General features: G+C 64.8%; 14 protein-coding genes. 11 read left to right on the forward strand and 3 right to left on the reverse strand.

Annotated elements, in window-relative coordinates; all coding sequences use genetic code 11:
* The first annotated feature begins 187 nt into the window (after positions 1-187).
* The 4 genes from FJ967_RS11330 to FJ967_RS11345 are packed head-to-tail and all read left to right on the forward strand — an operon-like array spanning position 188 to position 5,333.
* A complete protein-coding gene (locus FJ967_RS11330; RefSeq protein ID WP_140731795.1) occupies positions 188-1,447 on the forward strand; it encodes a sarcosine oxidase subunit beta in 1,260 nt (419 codons plus the stop codon).
* Positions 1,448-1,466: 19 nt separating this feature from the next.
* Entirely contained in the window at positions 1,467-1,763 is a 297-nt protein-coding gene (locus FJ967_RS11335; protein WP_140731796.1) for a sarcosine oxidase subunit delta, read from the forward strand.
* Positions 1,760-4,753: a sarcosine oxidase subunit alpha gene (locus tag FJ967_RS11340; protein ID WP_140731797.1), complete on the forward strand. Its 2,994-nt coding sequence runs from the start codon at positions 1,760-1,762 to the stop codon at positions 4,751-4,753. Before FJ967_RS11335 ends, FJ967_RS11340 begins: the two co-directional genes overlap by 4 nt.
* Positions 4,746-5,333 (forward strand): sarcosine oxidase subunit gamma, encoded by a 588-nt coding sequence (locus FJ967_RS11345; RefSeq protein ID WP_140731798.1) that lies wholly within the window; start codon positions 4,746-4,748, stop codon positions 5,331-5,333. Before FJ967_RS11340 ends, FJ967_RS11345 begins: the two co-directional genes overlap by 8 nt.
* A gap of 14 nt (positions 5,334-5,347) precedes the next feature.
* Here FJ967_RS11345 and FJ967_RS11350 read toward each other — a convergent pair whose 3' ends face one another.
* Both FJ967_RS11350 and FJ967_RS11355 read right to left on the reverse strand, forming a co-directional pair.
* Positions 5,348-5,758, reverse strand: coding sequence for a VOC family protein (locus FJ967_RS11350; RefSeq protein WP_140731799.1), 411 nt, complete (start codon positions 5,756-5,758; stop codon positions 5,348-5,350).
* A complete protein-coding gene (locus FJ967_RS11355) occupies positions 5,755-6,267 on the reverse strand; it encodes a DMT family transporter (protein ID WP_140731800.1) in 513 nt (170 codons plus the stop codon). Before FJ967_RS11355 ends, FJ967_RS11350 begins: the two co-directional genes overlap by 4 nt.
* Before the next feature lie 86 nt (positions 6,268-6,353).
* Between FJ967_RS11355 and FJ967_RS11360 the strand changes: the two genes are divergently transcribed.
* Together FJ967_RS11360 and FJ967_RS11365 are read left to right on the forward strand one after the other, a co-directional pair.
* Positions 6,354-7,250 (forward strand): LysR family transcriptional regulator, encoded by an 897-nt coding sequence (locus FJ967_RS11360; protein WP_140731998.1) that lies wholly within the window; start codon positions 6,354-6,356, stop codon positions 7,248-7,250.
* Between the two features lie 163 nt (positions 7,251-7,413).
* Positions 7,414-8,856 (forward strand): MFS transporter, encoded by a 1,443-nt coding sequence (locus FJ967_RS11365; protein ID WP_140731801.1) that lies wholly within the window; start codon positions 7,414-7,416, stop codon positions 8,854-8,856.
* A 25-nt stretch (positions 8,857-8,881) separates the two neighbouring features.
* On the opposite strand, the gene FJ967_RS11370 is transcribed toward FJ967_RS11365, so the two are convergent.
* The gene (locus tag FJ967_RS11370; protein WP_181175787.1) at positions 8,882-9,586 is read right to left on the reverse strand and encodes a nitroreductase; all 705 of its coding nucleotides are present in this window, start codon (positions 9,584-9,586) and stop codon (positions 8,882-8,884) included.
* Positions 9,587-9,760: 174 nt separating this feature from the next.
* Between FJ967_RS11370 and FJ967_RS11375 the strand changes: the two genes are divergently transcribed.
* From FJ967_RS11375 to FJ967_RS11395, 5 genes are all read left to right on the forward strand, one after another.
* The gene (locus FJ967_RS11375) at positions 9,761-10,354 is read left to right on the forward strand and encodes an XRE family transcriptional regulator (RefSeq protein ID WP_140731803.1); all 594 of its coding nucleotides are present in this window, start codon (positions 9,761-9,763) and stop codon (positions 10,352-10,354) included.
* 72 nt (positions 10,355-10,426) lie between these two features.
* Positions 10,427-12,880 (forward strand): FAD-dependent oxidoreductase, encoded by a 2,454-nt coding sequence (locus tag FJ967_RS11380; protein ID WP_140731804.1) that lies wholly within the window; start codon positions 10,427-10,429, stop codon positions 12,878-12,880.
* Positions 12,877-13,782, forward strand: a complete 906-nt coding sequence (locus FJ967_RS11385; RefSeq protein WP_140731805.1) for a homocysteine S-methyltransferase family protein — start codon at positions 12,877-12,879, stop codon at positions 13,780-13,782. Before FJ967_RS11380 ends, FJ967_RS11385 begins: the two co-directional genes overlap by 4 nt.
* Entirely contained in the window at positions 13,775-14,956 is a 1,182-nt protein-coding gene (locus FJ967_RS11390) for a pyridoxal phosphate-dependent aminotransferase (protein ID WP_140731806.1), read from the forward strand. Before FJ967_RS11385 ends, FJ967_RS11390 begins: the two co-directional genes overlap by 8 nt.
* Positions 14,953-17,403 carry an FAD-dependent oxidoreductase gene (locus FJ967_RS11395; RefSeq protein WP_140731807.1) on the forward strand — a complete coding sequence of 817 codons (2,451 nt, stop codon included), beginning with the start codon at positions 14,953-14,955 and terminating at the stop codon, positions 17,401-17,403. Before FJ967_RS11390 ends, FJ967_RS11395 begins: the two co-directional genes overlap by 4 nt.
* Positions 17,404-17,405 lie beyond the last annotated feature (2 nt).

A 17,405-nucleotide genomic window follows, 5' to 3' on the forward strand; every position in this document is an offset into this window, starting at 1 on the left:
ACTCACGGACGGCAAAGGCATTCAAAGAGCCTGTCCTTGATAAAGACGGCCATATCATGGGGCAAGTCACCGCGACCGATCGCACACATCAGGCGTCGGCCAGTCGAAAGGCGATGGCGCAATATTGGCTTTGCATCAGTCCCCTGCTCTATAGTCTGCCGCATCGCCCGCAACGGACACCATACACATGGCAGAGTATTCGGCCCTTTCGCTGCTCGCGAACGCGCTCAAGGGGAACAAGGACTGGAAGCCGGCCTGGCGCAAGCCTGATCCGAAGGCCTCCTACGACGTCATCATCATCGGCGGCGGCGGGCACGGTCTGTCGACCGCCTATTATCTTGCCAAGGAGCACGGCATCACCAACGTCGCGGTGCTGGAGAAGGGCTGGCTCGGCTCCGGCAATGTCGGCCGCAACACCACGGCCGTGCGCTCCAACTATCTCCTGCCCGCCAACACCCGCTTCTACGAACATTCGATGAAGCTGTGGGAAAACCTGTCGCACGAGCTCAACTACAACGTCATGTTCTCGCAGCGCGGCTGCCTGAATCTGGCGCATACGCCGGCCCAGTTCGACGATTATGCAAGGCGCGGCAACGCCATGCGTCATCTCGGCGTCGATGCCGAACTGATGACGCCGGCCGAGATCAAGCGCCTGATCCCGGCGCTCGACATCTCCAGCGACGCACGCTTCCCCGTGGTTGGCGGCCTGATGCAGCGCCGCGCCGGCACCGCCCGGCACGATGCAGTCGCCTGGGGCTATGCGCGCGGCGCCGACCGGCGCGGCGTCGACATCATCGAGAATTGCGAGGTCACCGGCTTCCTGCGCGACGGCGACCGCGTCACCGGCGTCACCACCTCGCGTGGCGATATCAGGGCCAAGAAGGTGGCGGTCGCCGTGGCCGGCAGCACCGGCCGCGTCATGCAGATGGCCGGCGTCGAGACGATGCCGATCGAAAGCCATGTGCTGCAGGCCTTTGTCACCGAATCGCTGAAACCCTTCATCGACACCGTCGTGACGTTCGGCATGGGCCATTTCTATATGTCCCAGTCCGACAAGGGCGGCCTTGTCTATGGCGGCGACATCGACGGCTACAACAGCTACGCCCAGCGCGGCAACCTGCCCATCGTCGATGAGGTGATGAGCGAGATGCTGGCGCTTTTCCCTGGCCTCGCGCGGGTGCGCATGCTGCGTTCCTGGGGCGGCGTCTGCGACATGTCGATGGATGGCTCGCCGATCATCACCATGGGCCCGCTTCCCGGCATGTATCTCAACTGCGGCTGGTGTTATGGCGGCTTCAAGGCGACGCCCGCTTCCGGCTGGTGCTTCGCCTGGACCATCGCCAAGGACCAGCCGCACGACTTCAATGCCCCCTTCACGCTCGACCGTTTCCACCGCGGTCTTGTCATCGACGACAAGGGTCAGGGCGCGAATCCCAGGCTTCATTAGGCTTCATCAGGAATATACCGTGCTGATCACCTGTCCCTATTGCGGCCCGCGCGACGTCATCGAGTTCACCTATCAGGGTGACGGCAACCGCGAACGCCCCGAGCCGGCTTCGCAGAATTTCGAAGCCTGGAACGCCTACGTCTATGACAGGCTGAACCCGGCCGGCGACCACAACGAGATCTGGCAGCATTCTGGCGGCTGCCGGGCGCATCTGCGGGTGGTGCGCAACACGCTGACGCATGAGATTTCCAGTGTCGCCTTCGTGCGCGGCGATCACGGCTCGGGCGCGCGCCGCAAGGCGGAGGACAAGCCATGAGCCCGCGCCGCACCGACACCGGCGGCCGTATCGACCGCTTGAAGACCATCCGCTTCACCTTCGATGGCGTTGCCTATACCGGCCACGCCGGCGACACGCTGGCATCGGCGCTGCTGGCCAGCGGCGTCACCCTCTTCGGCCGTTCTTTCAAATATCATCGCCCGCGCGGCCTGCTGACGGCAGGCGTCGAGGAGCCCAACGCGCTGGTGACGGTGCTGAAGGGCGAGGTGCGCGAACCCAACATTGCGGCGACCATGGTCGAGATCCATGACGGGCTGGTCGCCGTCAGCCAGAACCGCTTCCCTTCGCTTGCCTGGGATATGCATGCCGTCAACCAGCTCGGCGGCAAGATCCTGTCGGCCGGCTTCTACTACAAGACCTTCATGGGACCGGTTGTCGGTCCGCTGAAGGGCACGCGCTTCTGGATGTTCTGCGAGCATTTCATCCGCCGCGCCGCCGGCCTCGGCAGCGCCGGATCGGCAAAGGACCCAGCCCGCTACGAACGCATGAACGCCTTCTGCGACGTGCTGGTGGTCGGCTCCGGTCCGGCTGGCCTGATGGCCGCCAAGGCCGCCGCCGATCAAGGCGCCCGCGTCATCCTGGCCGATCTCGAGCCGCGTTTCGGCGGTTCGGCCAACTGGTCCGCCGAGACCATCGACGGGGCGCCCGCAACCGATTGGGTGCGGCGCACCGTCGCCCAGCTCGAGGCCCGCGACAATGTCCGGCTTCTGCCGCGCACAACGGTCTGGGGTTACTACGACAACAACACACTTGCCGCCCTCGAGCGGGTCAGCGATCACAAGGAGCAGCCCGCCAAGGGTGAGCCGCGCCATCGCTACTGGGCGATCCGCGCCGGATCCGTGGTGCTGGCCACCGGCGCCTTTGAAAGGCCGCTGGTGTTTCCCGGCAATGACAGGCCCGGCGTGATGCTGGCGCACGCGGCGGAGCGCTACGCCAACGAATTCGGCGTGCTGCCGGGCCAGCGGGTCGTGCTGTTCACCAACAATGACAGCGCCTACCGGTCGGCACTGGCGCTGAAGCGGGCGGGTGCTGCGATCGTTGCCATCGTCGACGTGCGCCCGCAGCCCTCCGCCGAGATGAGCGCACTGGCCGGCGAAGCCGAGGCGGAATTGCTGTCCGGTCATGCGGTTGTCGCCACGGAAGGCGGCAAGGCCTTGTCCGGCCTCAAGGTTCAGCGCTTCGACATGATTGCCGGTGTGCTGAGCGGTGATGCACGCGCCATCCATGCCGATTGCCTGCTGATATCGGGCGGCTGGTCGCCGACCATCCATCTGGCCAGCCAGGCCGGCGCCAAGGCGGAATGGAATTCTGCCCGGCAGGCCTTCCTGCCGCCCGAGCCGACCCAGAAATGGATCGGTGCCGGCGCTTTCACCGGCAATTTTTCGACGGTCGAAGCCATCGCCGAAGGCCGCGCGGCGGGCCTTGCAGCGGCTGGCGCAACAGCCGCGCCGATGGCGCTGCCCACCGTCGAGGCAACCCCCGGGGATCCTGATCCGGCGCCAGTGTTCGAGATCAAGGGCAGCGGCAAGAGCTTTGTCGATTTCCAGCACGACGTCACGGCCGAGGATGTCCGCCTGGCGCATCGCGAAGGCTTCGTCTCGGTCGAGCACCTCAAGCGCTACACCACGCTCGGCATGGCGACCGATCAGGGCAAGAGTTCCAATGTCCCCGGCCTTGCCATCATGGCGGAAGCGCTGGGCAAGCCCATCCCGGACGTCGGCACGACCCGCTTCCGGCCCCCCTTCGCGCCGGTTTCGATCGGCTCGCTGGCGGCCGAGCGCTTCGGCGATCTCAAGCCCGAGCGGCTGACGCCGATGCATGACTGGCACCTCGCCAATGGTGCGACCGTGTATTCGGCCGGTCTCTGGTACCGTCCGATGGTCTATGGGCTTTCAGGCGAAACGGTCGAACAGGCCTATGTGCGCGAAGCCAGGGCAACGCGCGAAAGTGCGGGCATCGTCGATGTCTCGACGCTGGGCAAGATAGCCGTGCAAGGCCCCGACGCCGCCATGTTCCTCGACCGTGTCTACACCAACATGTTCTCGACGCTCGCGGTCGGCAAGGCACGCTACGGGCTGATGTTGCGCGAAGACGGTTTTGCCTTCGACGACGGTACCACCTGGCGGCTGGGCGAACAGGATTTCCTGATGACCACCACCACGGCCAATGCCGGCAAGGTGATGCAGCATCTTGAGTATTTCCTCGACGTGATCTGGCCGGAGTTGAAGGTCCATGTCACCTCGGTCACAGATGAATGGGCGGGCGCCGCGATCGGCGGCCCCAAGGCAAGACAGATCCTCGCCGCCTGTGTCACCGGCACATCAGTCGACAATGCGACGCTGCCCTTCATGGGCATCGTGCATGGCGAGATAGCGGGTGCACCGGTCATGATTTGCCGGCTATCTTTCTCCGGAGAAATGGCCTTCGAGGTCTATTCCGGCGCGGGCCACGGAACGCATGTCTGGGAAGCCCTGGTCGAGGCCGGCAAGCCTTTCGGACTGGTCACCTACGGGCTCGAGGCGCTGGGCACGATGCGCATCGAGAAGGGCCACGTCACCGGTGCCGAGATCGATGGCCGCACCACGGCGCGCGACCTGCATCTCGACTGGATGCTGTCGAAGAAAAAGCCGTTCATCGGCTCGGCGATGATGGACAGGGAGGGCCTGGCTGCATCGGACCGGCTGGAACTGGTCGGCCTGATCGCGCTCGACAACCGGCCGCTCAATGGCGGCGCCCACATTGTCGAGGAGCTCGACGAAACCAACCCGCACGGCTCGATCGGCCACATCACGGCCTGCTGCTACTCGCCAGCGCTCGGCAAGCATATCGCGCTGGCGCTGGTCAAGGGTGGCAAGGCCAGGCATGGCACGCGCGCGCATGTCTCCGATCCCTTGCGCAACCGCTTCGGGCCGGTGGAGATCGTCTCCAACCACTTCTACGATCCGGAAGGAACCCGCATGCATGGTTGAGCGTCAATCGCCCCTCGAGCCTGAGTTCCATGTCGGCTCGCATGGCAATTTCGAACATGGCGTGGAGATTCTGCTTACCGAAACCAGGCCGGGCTCGATCGTGCAACTCGCCGCATGGCCGGGCGAGGAGAAGAAATTGATCGCGGCCATCCGCACTGTCGTCGGACTGGCGCTGCCGGACGGCGCCGGCGGCGGCATGAGCGACGGTGCAAAGTCGGTGTTCGGCTTCGCGCCGGGGAAATTCACGGTGGCGGACGAGGCCGAAGGGCTGGCCGCGGCCTTCGCCAAGGCGGTGACGCCCGACATAGGCACGGTGACGGACCTGTCGCATGGCCGCACCGCGATCCGCATTGCCGGGCCGAAAGCCGAGTGGGTGCTGGCGAAGTTCTTCGCCATCGACTTCGCCCTGCCCGCCTTTCCGGTCGGCGCCGGCCGCTCGACGGTCCATCACGACGTCTTCGCCCAGATCCACCGCACCGGCACCGACCAGTTCGACCTCTATGTCTTCCGCTCTTTCGCCCGTTCGTTCTGGAAGGCCCTCTGCCATGCCTGCGAGGAAGTCGGCTACGAGGTGCAGTAGCTCCGGCCTGCCGGCTAGGCCTGCTGCGCGACGCCGTGCCAGTCGGCGTTCTGCAGGACCACGCGATAACCATCGCAATCCTCGAATGTGACGCCTTGCCTGTCCCAATAGGGATTGAAGGATGGCACCTCGGCGTAGCCATGCTCCTTCATGCGCCGCACGGCTGCCTGCCACGCGTCACGATCCGGCATATAGAAGACGACCAGATTGTCCGCTGTGGGTGCCCTGCCGGCATCGTGGCCGTGAGCGTGGGTGAATTCGAAGTGATAGGCCTCCCCGGGCTGTCCGAGCATGATGCCGTCGAAGCCGTCATGGTCGCTGAAGCGATATAGTTCCTGAAGGCCGAGACCCTCCCGGTAGAAGCGGGTGACCGCAGCGAGATCATTCGTCGGCCGCGCCACACGCAGAACCAGATGCGGTTTCATTGGTTGTCTCCTTTATGGACTGAATTGAAGTCGGGTTGGGCCGGCCGCGGTGCAATGGCGCTGGCCCATTGCGTCACGAACAGGCCGGCAACGATGAGGAGAAATCCGGCGAAGCGAGCGGCAGTCACCGGACGATGGGCAAAGCCCATCAGGGCGAAATGATCGATGGCCAGCGACGCCGCCATCTGGCCCGCGATGACGGCAACGATAAATCCTGCCGCGCCCAGTTTCGGGGCCAGCAGCAAGGCGGCGGTGATATAGAGGACGCCAGCGGCGCCACCGATCCAGATCCACCACGGACCTTTGAAGGCCATACCGGCGGCCGGGACCGGCACCCTGAAGGCGATCATCACCGGGATGATCAGCGCCATGCTGACAACAAGGGATACCACGGTCGCCCAGAGCGGATGGCCGAGCAGGCGGCCCAGCATGGCGTTCGCCCCGGCTTGGAACGGGACGGCGGCGCCTGCCAGCAAGGCGGCAATCACCAGGGAAAACGTGGCGGGCATCGGACTGTCTCCTATCGATTGGCCCTGGTCTAGACAATCACGTTTCGATATGGAAATTCGATTTTGACACGCTTACTATGCACAAGATGAATAGTCTTGCGGGCATCGATCTCAATCTCCTCGTCGTATTGGAAGCCTTGCTTGCCGAACGCCACGTCTCGCGGGCGGCGTTGCGGCTGAACAGGAGCCAGCCTGCCGTCAGCCATGCTTTGGCGAGGTTGCGCCATCTCCTCGACGATCCGCTGCTTGTCCGGCGGCAGGGCGGCCTCGAACCGACGGCGCGCGCCATGGAAATCGGTTCGGCACTCACCGAGACGCTCGACGGAATGCGTCACCTTCTGGCTCCCGCCGGTTTCGACCCGGCGACCGAGCGCCGAACCTTTAGGCTCGCAATGTCGGACTACGGCGCCATGGTCATTCTGCCGGTCCTGCTGCCGCTCTTGCGCGTACAGGCGCCGCATGTCGACCTGGTGGTCAGCCAGGCGAGCCGCGAGGTGATGGCGTCGCAAGTCCTCGATGGCGAGATCGACCTTGCCTTCGGCGTCTTTTCAGGGCTGGACCGGTCTGTGCGCTCGCACCGGCTGTTCGACGAGCGCTTTGCCTGCCTCGCCGATGCGGCAAGTCTTCGCGACGGGCGAGCGATGGATTTGACGACCTATCTCGAACGGCCGCACGCGCTGGTCGATTTACGGCCCGAGCGGCAAAGCGAGGTCGACAAGGCGTTGGCCGGATTGGGCCACAAGCGCCGGCTCTGTCTCACCATTCCGCATTGGGGCGTCGCGCCACGGCTGATCGCCGGCACCGACCTCGTGCTTACCGCCGCCAGCCGGATATTGCCGGCCCATGGCGACGGGCTTTGCGTGTTTGCCCCACCGTTCGAGATTCCGGCCTTCGAGTTCACGCAGATCTGGCACAAGCGGCGAGATGGCGACCCGGCACATCAATGGTTGCGATCGCGGCTCGAGGCCTTGCTCGGCGGCTGAACCGTGTGGCCGCGCCGCGGCTCTGGCATCAAGGCCAGCCGTTTGTGCCGCTAGAGAATTTCTCCTGTGGCGGCCATTGTGGCAAACTATGGCCGCCAAACCGGCCCAAAGGGTATAAAAACCCGTCTCAGAGTCGGCACATTCGTTTGGTTCGAACATTCCCATGACCGCTGAACTATCCGCCGGCGCCACCGATCGCGCCGATGTGCCGGCCAGAGCCTTGCTCCTGCTGCCGCTGACGGTCGCCTGCGGCGTGTTCATGACCAGCCTCGACCAGAACGTCGTGGTGACGGCGTTGCCCGGCATCAGCCAAAGCCTTGGCCGGCCGCCGAGCCAACTCGGCCTGCTAATCACCGTCTACGTCGCCAGCCTGATCATCTCCATGCCGCTCGGCGGCTGGGCGGCCGACCGTTTCGGCCTGCGCAACGTCTACTGCTTCGCCCTGCTGGTGTTTGCCGTGTCGTCGGCACTGTGTGGACTGTCCGACGATTTGTGGATGCTGGTCGGCGCCCGTGCACTGCAGGGCTTCGGCGGCGCGCTGATGGGCACGCTCGGCCAAGTCGTCATCCTGTCGACCTTTCCACGCAGCCGCACCTTGAAGATCAACATGTATATCTCGCTGGCCGGCCAGTCCGGGCCGCTCGTCGGCCCGCTCGTCGGTGGCGCGCTGACCACCTACATTTCCTGGCGCTGGATCTTCTTCATCAACGTGCCGTTCGCGCTGACAGCGGCTGTCCTTGCCGCCTCCCTGTTTCCAACGGTGACCAAGCCGGTGCGCACGCCGTTCGATTTTCCGGGCTTCCTGCTGGTCGGCAGCGGCATGGTGCTGCTGGTTTTCGGCATGGACTCGCTGGCGGCGAAGGACGCTGGCGGCGGCATGATCGCGGCCGAGCTTGCGCTCGCGCTTGTCATCCTGACGGTCGCCTCCTTCTATTGCCTGCGCGTGCGCAACCCCCTGCTCGATCTCAAGCTCCTGCGCATCCGCACCTTCCGCATCTCCTTCCTCACCGGCGGCGGGCTGGACACGATCGGCCTCAGCTCGGTCGTCTTCCTGCTGCCGCTGATGTTCCAGCTCGGCTTCGGCATGAGCGCGGTGCAGGCGGGATCGCTGACCTTCGTTGCCGCGGTCGGCTCGGTGGGCATGCGTGTCTTCATGCCGCGCCTGCTCAACCGCTTCGGTTTTCGCCGCGTGCTGGTCTTCAACACGCCCGTCGTTGCCGCCATGGTCGCCGGCTTCGCCCTGATGCAGGCGACGACGCCGGTCTGGATCACGCTGACCTATATCTTCGTGTTCGGCGTCTTCCGCTCGGTGCAATGGGCCTCGACCGGCAACCTCGCCTACTCCGACATCGCCCCCGAACAGCTCGCCCGCTTCAGCGCGCTCTACTATATTCTCTGGCAGCTCGCGGTCGCCATCAGCGTCGGCCTGGCGGCGGCCATGCTGTCGTTCCTGGCCGGCAACGAACCGGCCGTCGCCAGCGACTTCCGCATCCTGTTCGTCATCGAGGGCGTCATCACGCTCTGCGCGCTATCAGCCTATCTCAAGCTGACGCCGCAGGACGGCGCCCATGTCAGCGGCCACGGCGCGCACATGAATACGGAATAGCGGCGGCGCGGCTTACGCATGCGGCCTATTCGCTGAATTTCACCCATTCCTCGAGCGGCACACGGTCGGTGCGGAAAGCGTTTTCGGGCTTGGACGTGTCCTCATAGCCGAGCGCCATGCCGCAGACGACGATCTCCTCGTCGGGAATGTCGAGCACCGGCCGGATCTGCCGGTGATAGGGCGCGAAGGCCGCTTGCGGACAGGTATGCAATCCCCTGCCCCGCGCCGCGACCATGATGTTCTGCAGGAACATGCCGTAGTCGATCCAGGAACCCTGGTTGAGCCGGCGATCGATGGTGAAGATCATGCCGACCGGCGCGTCGAAGAAGACGAAATTGCGGTCGTGCTGGGCTCGCATCTTGTCCACCTCCCGGCGACCTATGCCGAGCGCGCCATAGAGCCCGAACCCATTGGCGCGGCGGCGCGTCAGATACGGTTCGAAGAACTGGGTGGGATAGTAGCGATATTCGTCCCAGTCGGCTTTCTCGGCACGGATGCCGGAATTCATGATGGCGTCGGTGATCCGCTGCTTGGTCCCGCCCTTGGCAACGTAGACACGCCACGGCTGCATGTTGGTGCCCGAGGGAGCGCGGGCCGCAACGGTCAGTATGTCACGGATCGTATGGTCGTCGACCATGTCGGGGAGAAATGCGCGCACCGAGCGACGCGACATGATCGCGTCGTCGACGATTTCGGCATCGCCCGCGATTCGAGCCTTCTTTTCCAGCATGGGCCGTCCCTTAGCCATGTTCTCGATCGGACGTCCCCACTCGCCGCTCGCGGCGGAGCCTTTGCATGAACCGTCAAAATCCTGCAAGCAAATCTTGAGCATTGGTGAAAATCTACTTGATTTTTTCATGAGCTTCATTTCTCATGAAATTCGACTGGAATTTTTCATGAAGTGATGCCCTTGGCCTCCCCGACCGTACGAACATTACAGGGACCTGACGAACGCGTGCTGGCCAGCGATATCAGGGCTTTGCGTCGGGTGCGCGGGCTGACGCTGGCCGAAATCGCGCTGAAACTCGGCCGTTCCGTCGGCTGGGTCAGCCAGGTCGAGCGCGGCCTCTCGACGCCGTCTCTCAGTGATCTCAGGGCGTTTGCCGAACTCTTCGGCGTGCCGATCAGCCTGTTCTTCAGCCATGACGTGCCCCAGGAAAGTGAGCGCGGCGTAGTGGTGCGCGCCGGCAGGCGCCGAACGCTTGGCACCAGCGAATCCGGCCTGGTGGAAGAGCTTCTGTCACCGGACCTCGGTGGTAGCTTCGAGATGGTGCGTTCGATCTTCGCGCCGGGCGCGGAAATGAAGACCGAACAACTGCGGCCGACCGAGGAGGCCGGCTACATCGCCTCGGGAGTGTTCGAGATCGAGATAGCGGGCGCCTGGCACCGGCTTGGTGAAGGCGACTCCTTCCGCTTCGAAGGCAAGCCCTACCGCTGGCGCAATCCGGGCAGCGAACCGGCGGTTGTCATCTGGGTGGTATCGCCACCGGTCTATTGATGCAGGTCGTCCAGCGACATGCATCCACAAAAACAAAAGAAGCGCGGCGCGCTTGAAAATTGAGAGAAGAACATGGCGGGTTTGCCGAGCACGGCGCGCGTGGTGATCATCGGAGGTGGCGTGGTCGGCACCTCCTCGCTCTATCACCTTTGCAAGGCGGGATGGACCGACTGCGTGCTGCTGGAAAAGAACGAGCTGACCTCCGGCTCGACCTGGCACGCCGCCGGCAATGTGCCGACCTTCTCCTCGTCCTGGTCGCTCATGAACATGCAGCGCTATTCGACAGAGCTCTATCGTGGCCTCGCCGACGCGGTCGACTATCCCATGAACTACCACGTCACGGGTTCGCTGCGGCTCGCCCACTCGAAAGAGCGCATGCAGGAGTTCCAGCGCGCCAAGGGCATGGGCCGCTATCAGGGCATGGATATCGACGTGGTCGGGCTCGACGAAATCAAGCGCCGCTACCCCTTCATCGAAACGCATGAGTTGAAGGGCGCGCTCTACGATCCGAGCGACGGTGACATCGATCCGGCGCAGTTGACCCAGGCGCTGGCCAAGGGCGCCCGCGATCTGGGTGCCAAAATCATCCGCTTCTGCCCGGTGTCGGGCGTGCGCCGTGAGAAGGACGAATGGGTGGTCGTCACGCCGCAGGGCGAAATCCGCTGCGAGATCGTCGTCAACGCCGCCGGCTACCGTGCCGCTGAAGTCGGCAAGATGTTCGGCCGCGAAGTGCCGATGATGGTGATGAGCCATCAGTACATATTGTTCGAGGAAATCCCCGAACTCGCCGCATGGTCCAAGGAACAGGGCAAGAAACTGCCGCTGCTGCGCGACGTCGACACCTCCTACTATTTGCGTCAGGAAAAATCCGGCATGAACCTTGGCCCCTACGAGCGCAATTGCCGCGCGCATTGGGCCACCCACAACGATCCGATGCCGGACGACTTTTCCTTCCAGCTCTTCCCCGACGATCTCGACCGGCTGGAGCACTATCTGGCCGACGCCGTCGCCCGCGTGCCGATCCTGGGCACCGCCGGCCTGTCCAAGGTCATCAATGGCCCGATCCCCTATGCGCCGGACGGCAATCCGCTGATCGGTCCGATGCCCGGCGTTCCCAACGCGTTCGAGGCTTGCGTCTTCACCTTCGGCATCGCCCAGGGCGGCGGCGCCGGCAAGGTGCTGGCCGAGTGGGTGACGCAAGGCCAGACCGAATGGGACATGTGGTCGTGCGATCCGCGCCGCTTCACATCCTTCGCCGCCGCGCCGGACTATTGCGTGGCCAAGGGCATGGAAATCTACGGCAACGAATACGCCATCCAGTTCCCGCGCCATGCCTGGCCTGAAGGTCGCGACCGGAAACTGTCACCGATCCACGACCGCATCAAGGCGCTCGGCGGCCGCTTCGACGCCTACAATGGCTGGGAACGCGCCACCTGGTATGCGCAGGACGGCGACGACGTCTCCGAGGAAGCCACGCTGACCTTCCGCCGTGACGGGCCGTGGCAGCGGCGCGTGCGTGAGGAATGTCTGGCTGTCCGCGACACCGCCGGCATCCTCGACCTGCCCGGCTTCTCGCGCTTCAATCTCGAGGGCCCGGGTGCCGCAGAATGGCTGAGCCGGCAGGTGACCGGCCTGGTGCCGAAGCCCGGCCGCATCGGCCTCGTCTATTTCTCCGACGACAAGGGCCGCATCGTCACCGAAATGTCGGTGGTGCGCCATGGTGAGGACTCCATGACGCTGATCACCGCAGCGGTGGCGCAGTGGCATGATTTCGAATGGCTGAAGTCGCACATGCCCGACGATGCGGCGTTCAGGCTGGTCGACCGCACGGAAGAATTCTCCACGCAGATCCTGGCCGGCCCGAATTCGCGAAAGATCCTTGCCGAGGTCTGCGAAGCCGACCTGACCTTGCCATGGCTGACGCATCAGGAGACAAGAATCGCCGGCCGCTGGGCCAAGCTGGTGCGCGTCTCCTTCGCCGGCGAACTCGGCTGGGAAATCCACACCAGGGTCGACGACACCGCCGCGATCTTCGACGCCATCTGCGCCGCCGGGCAGAATCATGGCTTGAAGCCGTTCGGCATGTACGCGCTGGATTCGCTGCGCCTGGAGAAAGGCTACCGGACGTGGAAGGGCGACCTGTCGACCGACTATTCGATCCTGCAGGGCGGGCTCGAGCGCTTCGTCAAATGGGAAAAGCCCGACTTCCGTGGCAAGGCGGCGCTCCAGAACGAGAAACAGCAAGGCGTGAAGAAGCGCTTCGTCACGCTGGTCGTCGAAAATCCGGGCGACTGCGACGCGCCCTACATGTCGACGCTCTGGCATGGCGGCCAGATCGTCGGCGAGACGACGTCCGGTGGCTGGGGTCATCGCATCGACAAGTCGATCGCGCTCGGCATGCTGCGCGCCGACCTCAGCGAACCCGGCACGTCGGTCGAGGTCGAGATCTTCGGCGACCGCTTCAAGGCGGTCGTGCAGCAGGACGAGCCCTTGTGGGATCCGAAGAACGAAAGGCTGCGCGCGTGAAGAATGTGATCCTCACCGATGGCGGCATGGGCCAGGAGCTGGTGCGGCGCAGCAAGTCCGAGCCGACGCCGCTATGGTCGGCCAGGGTGTTGATCGACGAGCCCGATCTGGTGCGCGGCCTGCATGCCGAATTCATCCGCGCAGGCGCCCGCGTCATCACCATCAACACCTATTCGGCGACGCCCGAACGTCTGGCCCGCGAGGGCGCGGAAGACCTGTTCAAGCCGCTGCAGAAGCGTGGCGTCGATCTCGCCAGGCAGGCCCGCGACGAGGCCGGCGACGCGGCGATCGCGGGCTGCCTGTCGCCGCTTTTCGGCAGCTACGCGCCGGCCCTGACCATCTCCTACCAGGACACGCTCGACATCTACCGCCGCATCGTCGCCGAGCAGGCCGACGGCGTCGACCTGTTCCTGTGCGAGACCATGGCGTCGGCCGAGGAGGCGCGCGCGGCGGTGACCGCGGCATCGGAAAGCGGCAAGCCTGTCTGGGTGTCGTGGACGCTGGCCGATCACGGCACGCCACGCTTGCGCAGCGGCGAGACGATTGCGTCTGCAGCGGATGCGCTCGGCAATCTGCCGGTGGCGGCGCGGCTGCTCAATTGCTGCCGGCCGGAAGCGATCGCGGCGGCCTTGCCGGATCTGATCGAACTGGGCGGCCCGGTCGGCGCCTATGCCAACGGCTTCACCTCCACCGAAGCGCTCAAGCATGGCGGCACGGTGGACGTGCTGCACGCCCGCCACGACCTCGGTCCGGACGCCTACGCCGCGCAGGCCATCGGCTGGGTAGAGGCCGGCGCTGACATCGTCGGCGGTTGCTGCGAGGTTGGCCCTGCCCATATCGCCGCCTTGCGCGACCGGCTGCAGCAGGGCGGCTACGCGATCTCGGGAGTTTCACATGCCTAGACCATCATCGCGCGTTACCGGCATCGTTCCGTCCGGCAAGGATGGCTGGGAGGTTCATTTCGCCGCCTGGGCCCGCAAGGAAGCCGGCGAGGACATCATCATGCTGTCGGTCGGCGACCATGATTTCGATACGCCGTCACAGACGATCGAGGCCTGCGTGACCGCGGTGCGCGGCAGCAATCATCATTATACGCCGCTGCCCGGCCTGCCGCGCCTGCGCAAGGCCATGGCCGCGGCCTCAAGCGCCTGCACCGGCGTCGAGACGACGCCGGACGAGGTGATCGCCACGGCGGGCGGCCAGGCAGCCCTTTACGCGGCCGTTCAGGCCGTGCTCGATCAGGGCGACCACGCCATCGTGGTCGCGCCCTACTACGCCACCTACCCCAACACGTTCAGCGCGGCCGGTGCCAGCTTCACCGTGGTCGAGACACCGGCCGAGGATGGCTTCCAGCCGCGCGCCGACATGATCCGTGCGGCGATCAGGCCCAATACGCGCGCCATCCTGATCAACACGCCGAACAATCCGACCGGCGCCGTCTATTCGCGCGAGCGCCTGGAACAACTGGCCGAACTCTGCAAGGAGCATGACCTCTGGCTGCTTTCGGACGAGGTCTACTGGACACTGGGCGGCGGCGAGCACATTTCGCCGCGCTCGCTGCCCGGCATGGCCGAACGCACGCTGGTCATCAATTCCATGTCCAAGAGCCACGGCATGACCGGCTGGCGCATGGGCTGGCTGACCGGTCCCGAGGCGATGATCGCATTGCTGATCAACCTCAACCTGGTGACGACCTACGGCCTGCCGGCCTTCATCTCCATCGCCTGCGCCGAGGCGCTGGAGCAGCACTATGGCGTCAAGGACATCGCCGAACGCTACGCGGCGCGCCGCACCGTCCTGCTCGATGCCGTGCGCGGCATGAACAATGTCGGCGTCCGCGGTTCGGAAGGCGGCATGTATGTCATGCTCGACATATCCGATATCGAACCCGACGACGAGAAATTTGCCCTCGCCTTCCTCGACGAGGAGAAGGTCGGCGTCATGCCCGGCTCCAGCTTCGGCGAGGCTGCCGCCGGCCATATTCGCATCAGCTTGTGCCAGCCCGAACCCGTGCTCAGGGAAGCAGCCGACCGGCTGCGCCGTTTTGTTTCCAGCTACCGTCGTGAGGCCGCATGACCACCAGGACCATCCCTACCAAGGCAAGGGCCGTCATCATCGGCGGCGGCGTTTCCGGCTGCTCGGTCGCCTACCACCTGGCCAAGCTTGGCTGGACCGACATCGTGCTTTTGGAGCGCAAGCAGCTGACCTCGGGCACGACATGGCATGCCGCCGGCCTGATCGGCCAGTTGCGCGGTTCGCAGAACATGACCCGCCTGGCGAAATACTCGGCCGATCTCTACGTCAAATTGGAAGCCGAGACCGAGGTCGGCACCGGCATGCGCCAGGTCGGCTCGATCACCGTGGCGCTGACCGAGGAGCGCAAGCACGAAATCTACCGGCAGGCCTCGCTGGCCCGCGCCTTCGACGTCGATGTGCGCGAGATTTCGCCAAATGAGGTCAAGGAGATGTATCCGCATCTCAATGTCTCAGACGTGGTCGGTGCCGTGCATCTGCCGCTCGACGGCCAGTGCGACCCCGCCAACATCGCCATGGCACTGGCCAAGGGCGCGCGCCAGCGCGGCGCCACCATCGTCGAGAATGTGAAGGTGACCAAGGTCCACACCAGGGACGGCCGTGTCACAGGCGTATCCTGGGCGCAAGGCGAGGACCAAGGCACCATCGAGGCCGACATCGTCGTCAATTGCGCCGGCATGTGGGCGCGCGAACTGGGCGCCCGGAACGGCGTCACCATCCCCCTGCATGCCTGCGAGCACTTTTATCTCGTCACCGAGCCTATCCCTGGGCTGAGCCGCCTGCCGGTGCTGCGCGTGCCGGACGAATGCGCCTACTACAAGGAAGACGCCGGCAAGATGATGCTCGGCGCCTTCGAACCGGTGGCCAAGCCGTGGGGCATGGACGGCATCCGCGAGGATTTCTGCTTCGACCAGTTGCCCGAGGACATGGACCATTTCGAACCCATCCTCGAAATGGGAGTCAACCGCATGCCGATGCTGGCCACCGCCGGCATCCACACCTTCTTCAACGGCCCCGAAAGCTTTACGCCCGACGACCGCTACTATCTCGGCGAAGCGCCGGAGCTGCGCGGCTACTGGATGGCGACCGGCTACAATTCGATCGGCATCGTCTCCTCGGGCGGCGCCGGCATGGCGCTGGCGCAGTGGATCAATGATGGCGAAGCGCCCTTCGACCTTTGGGAGGTCGACATCCGCCGCACCCAGCCTTTCCAGAAGAACCGCCGTTACCTCAAGGAGCGCGTTTCCGAAACGCTCGGCCTGCTCTATGCCGACCACTTCCCCTACCGGCAGATGGCGACGTCGCGTGGCGTGCGCCGCTCGCCGCTGCATGAGCATCTGAAGGCACGCGGCGCCGTGTTCGGCGAGGTCGCCGGCTGGGAGCGCGCCAACTGGTTCGCCCGTGACGGCCAGGAGCGCGAATACCGCTATTCCTGGAAGCGCCAGAACTGGTTCGACAACCAGCGCGAGGAGCATCTGGCCGTCCGCAACAAGGTCGGCCTGTTCGACATGACCTCGTTCGGCAAGATCCGCGTCGAAGGCCGTGACGCCAAGCAGTTCCTGCAAAGGCTCTGCGCTAACGACATGGACGTGGCGCCGGGCAAGATCGTCTACACCCAGATGCTGAACCAGCGCGGCGGCATCGAGAGCGACCTCACCGTGTCGCGGCTTTCGGAAACGGCCTATTTCCTGGTCGTGCCGGGCGCCACGCTGCAGCGCGATCTCGCCTGGCTGCGCCGCCATGTCGGCGACGCGTTCGTGGTCATCACCGACGTGACCGCATCCGAAAGCGTGCTCTGCCTGATGGGTCCGGATGCGCGGAAACTGATCCAAAAGGTCAGCCCCAACGATTTCTCCAACGAGAACAATCCGTTCGGCACCTTCCAGGAGATCGAGATCGGCATGGGGCTGGCCCGCGCGCACCGCGTCACCTATGTCGGCGAGCTCGGCTGGGAACTCTATGTCTCGACCGAACAGGCGGCGCACGTCTTCGAGGCGATCGACGAAGCCGGCACCGATCTGGGGCTGAAACTCTGCGGCCTGCACACGCTGGATTCCTGCCGCATCGAGAAAGCCTTCCGCCATTTCGGCCACGACATCACCGATGAGGACAATGTGCTGGAAGCCGGCCTCGGCTTCGCGGTGAAGACGGCCAAGGGCGATTTCATCGGCCGCGACGCGGTGCTCAGGAAAAAGGAAGCCGGCCTGTCGCGCCGGCTGGTCCAGTTCCGCCTCAAGGACCCGCAGCCCCTGCTCTTCCACAACGAAGCGATCCTGCGCGACGGCAAGATCGTCGGTCCGGTCACCTCGGGCAATTACGGCCACCATCTCGGCGGCGCCATCGGGCTGGGCTACGTGCCTTGCCAGGGCGAGAGCGAGGCGGATGTGCTGAGCTCTTCATACGAAATCGAGATAGCCGGCGAGCGTTTTGCCGCCGAAGCGTCGCTGAAGCCGATGTATGATCCGAAGGCAGAGCGGATAAGGGCGTAGCC

The organism is Mesorhizobium sp. B2-3-4, from assembly GCF_006442315.1.
In the GTDB taxonomy this organism is placed as follows: domain Bacteria; phylum Pseudomonadota; class Alphaproteobacteria; order Rhizobiales; family Rhizobiaceae; genus Mesorhizobium.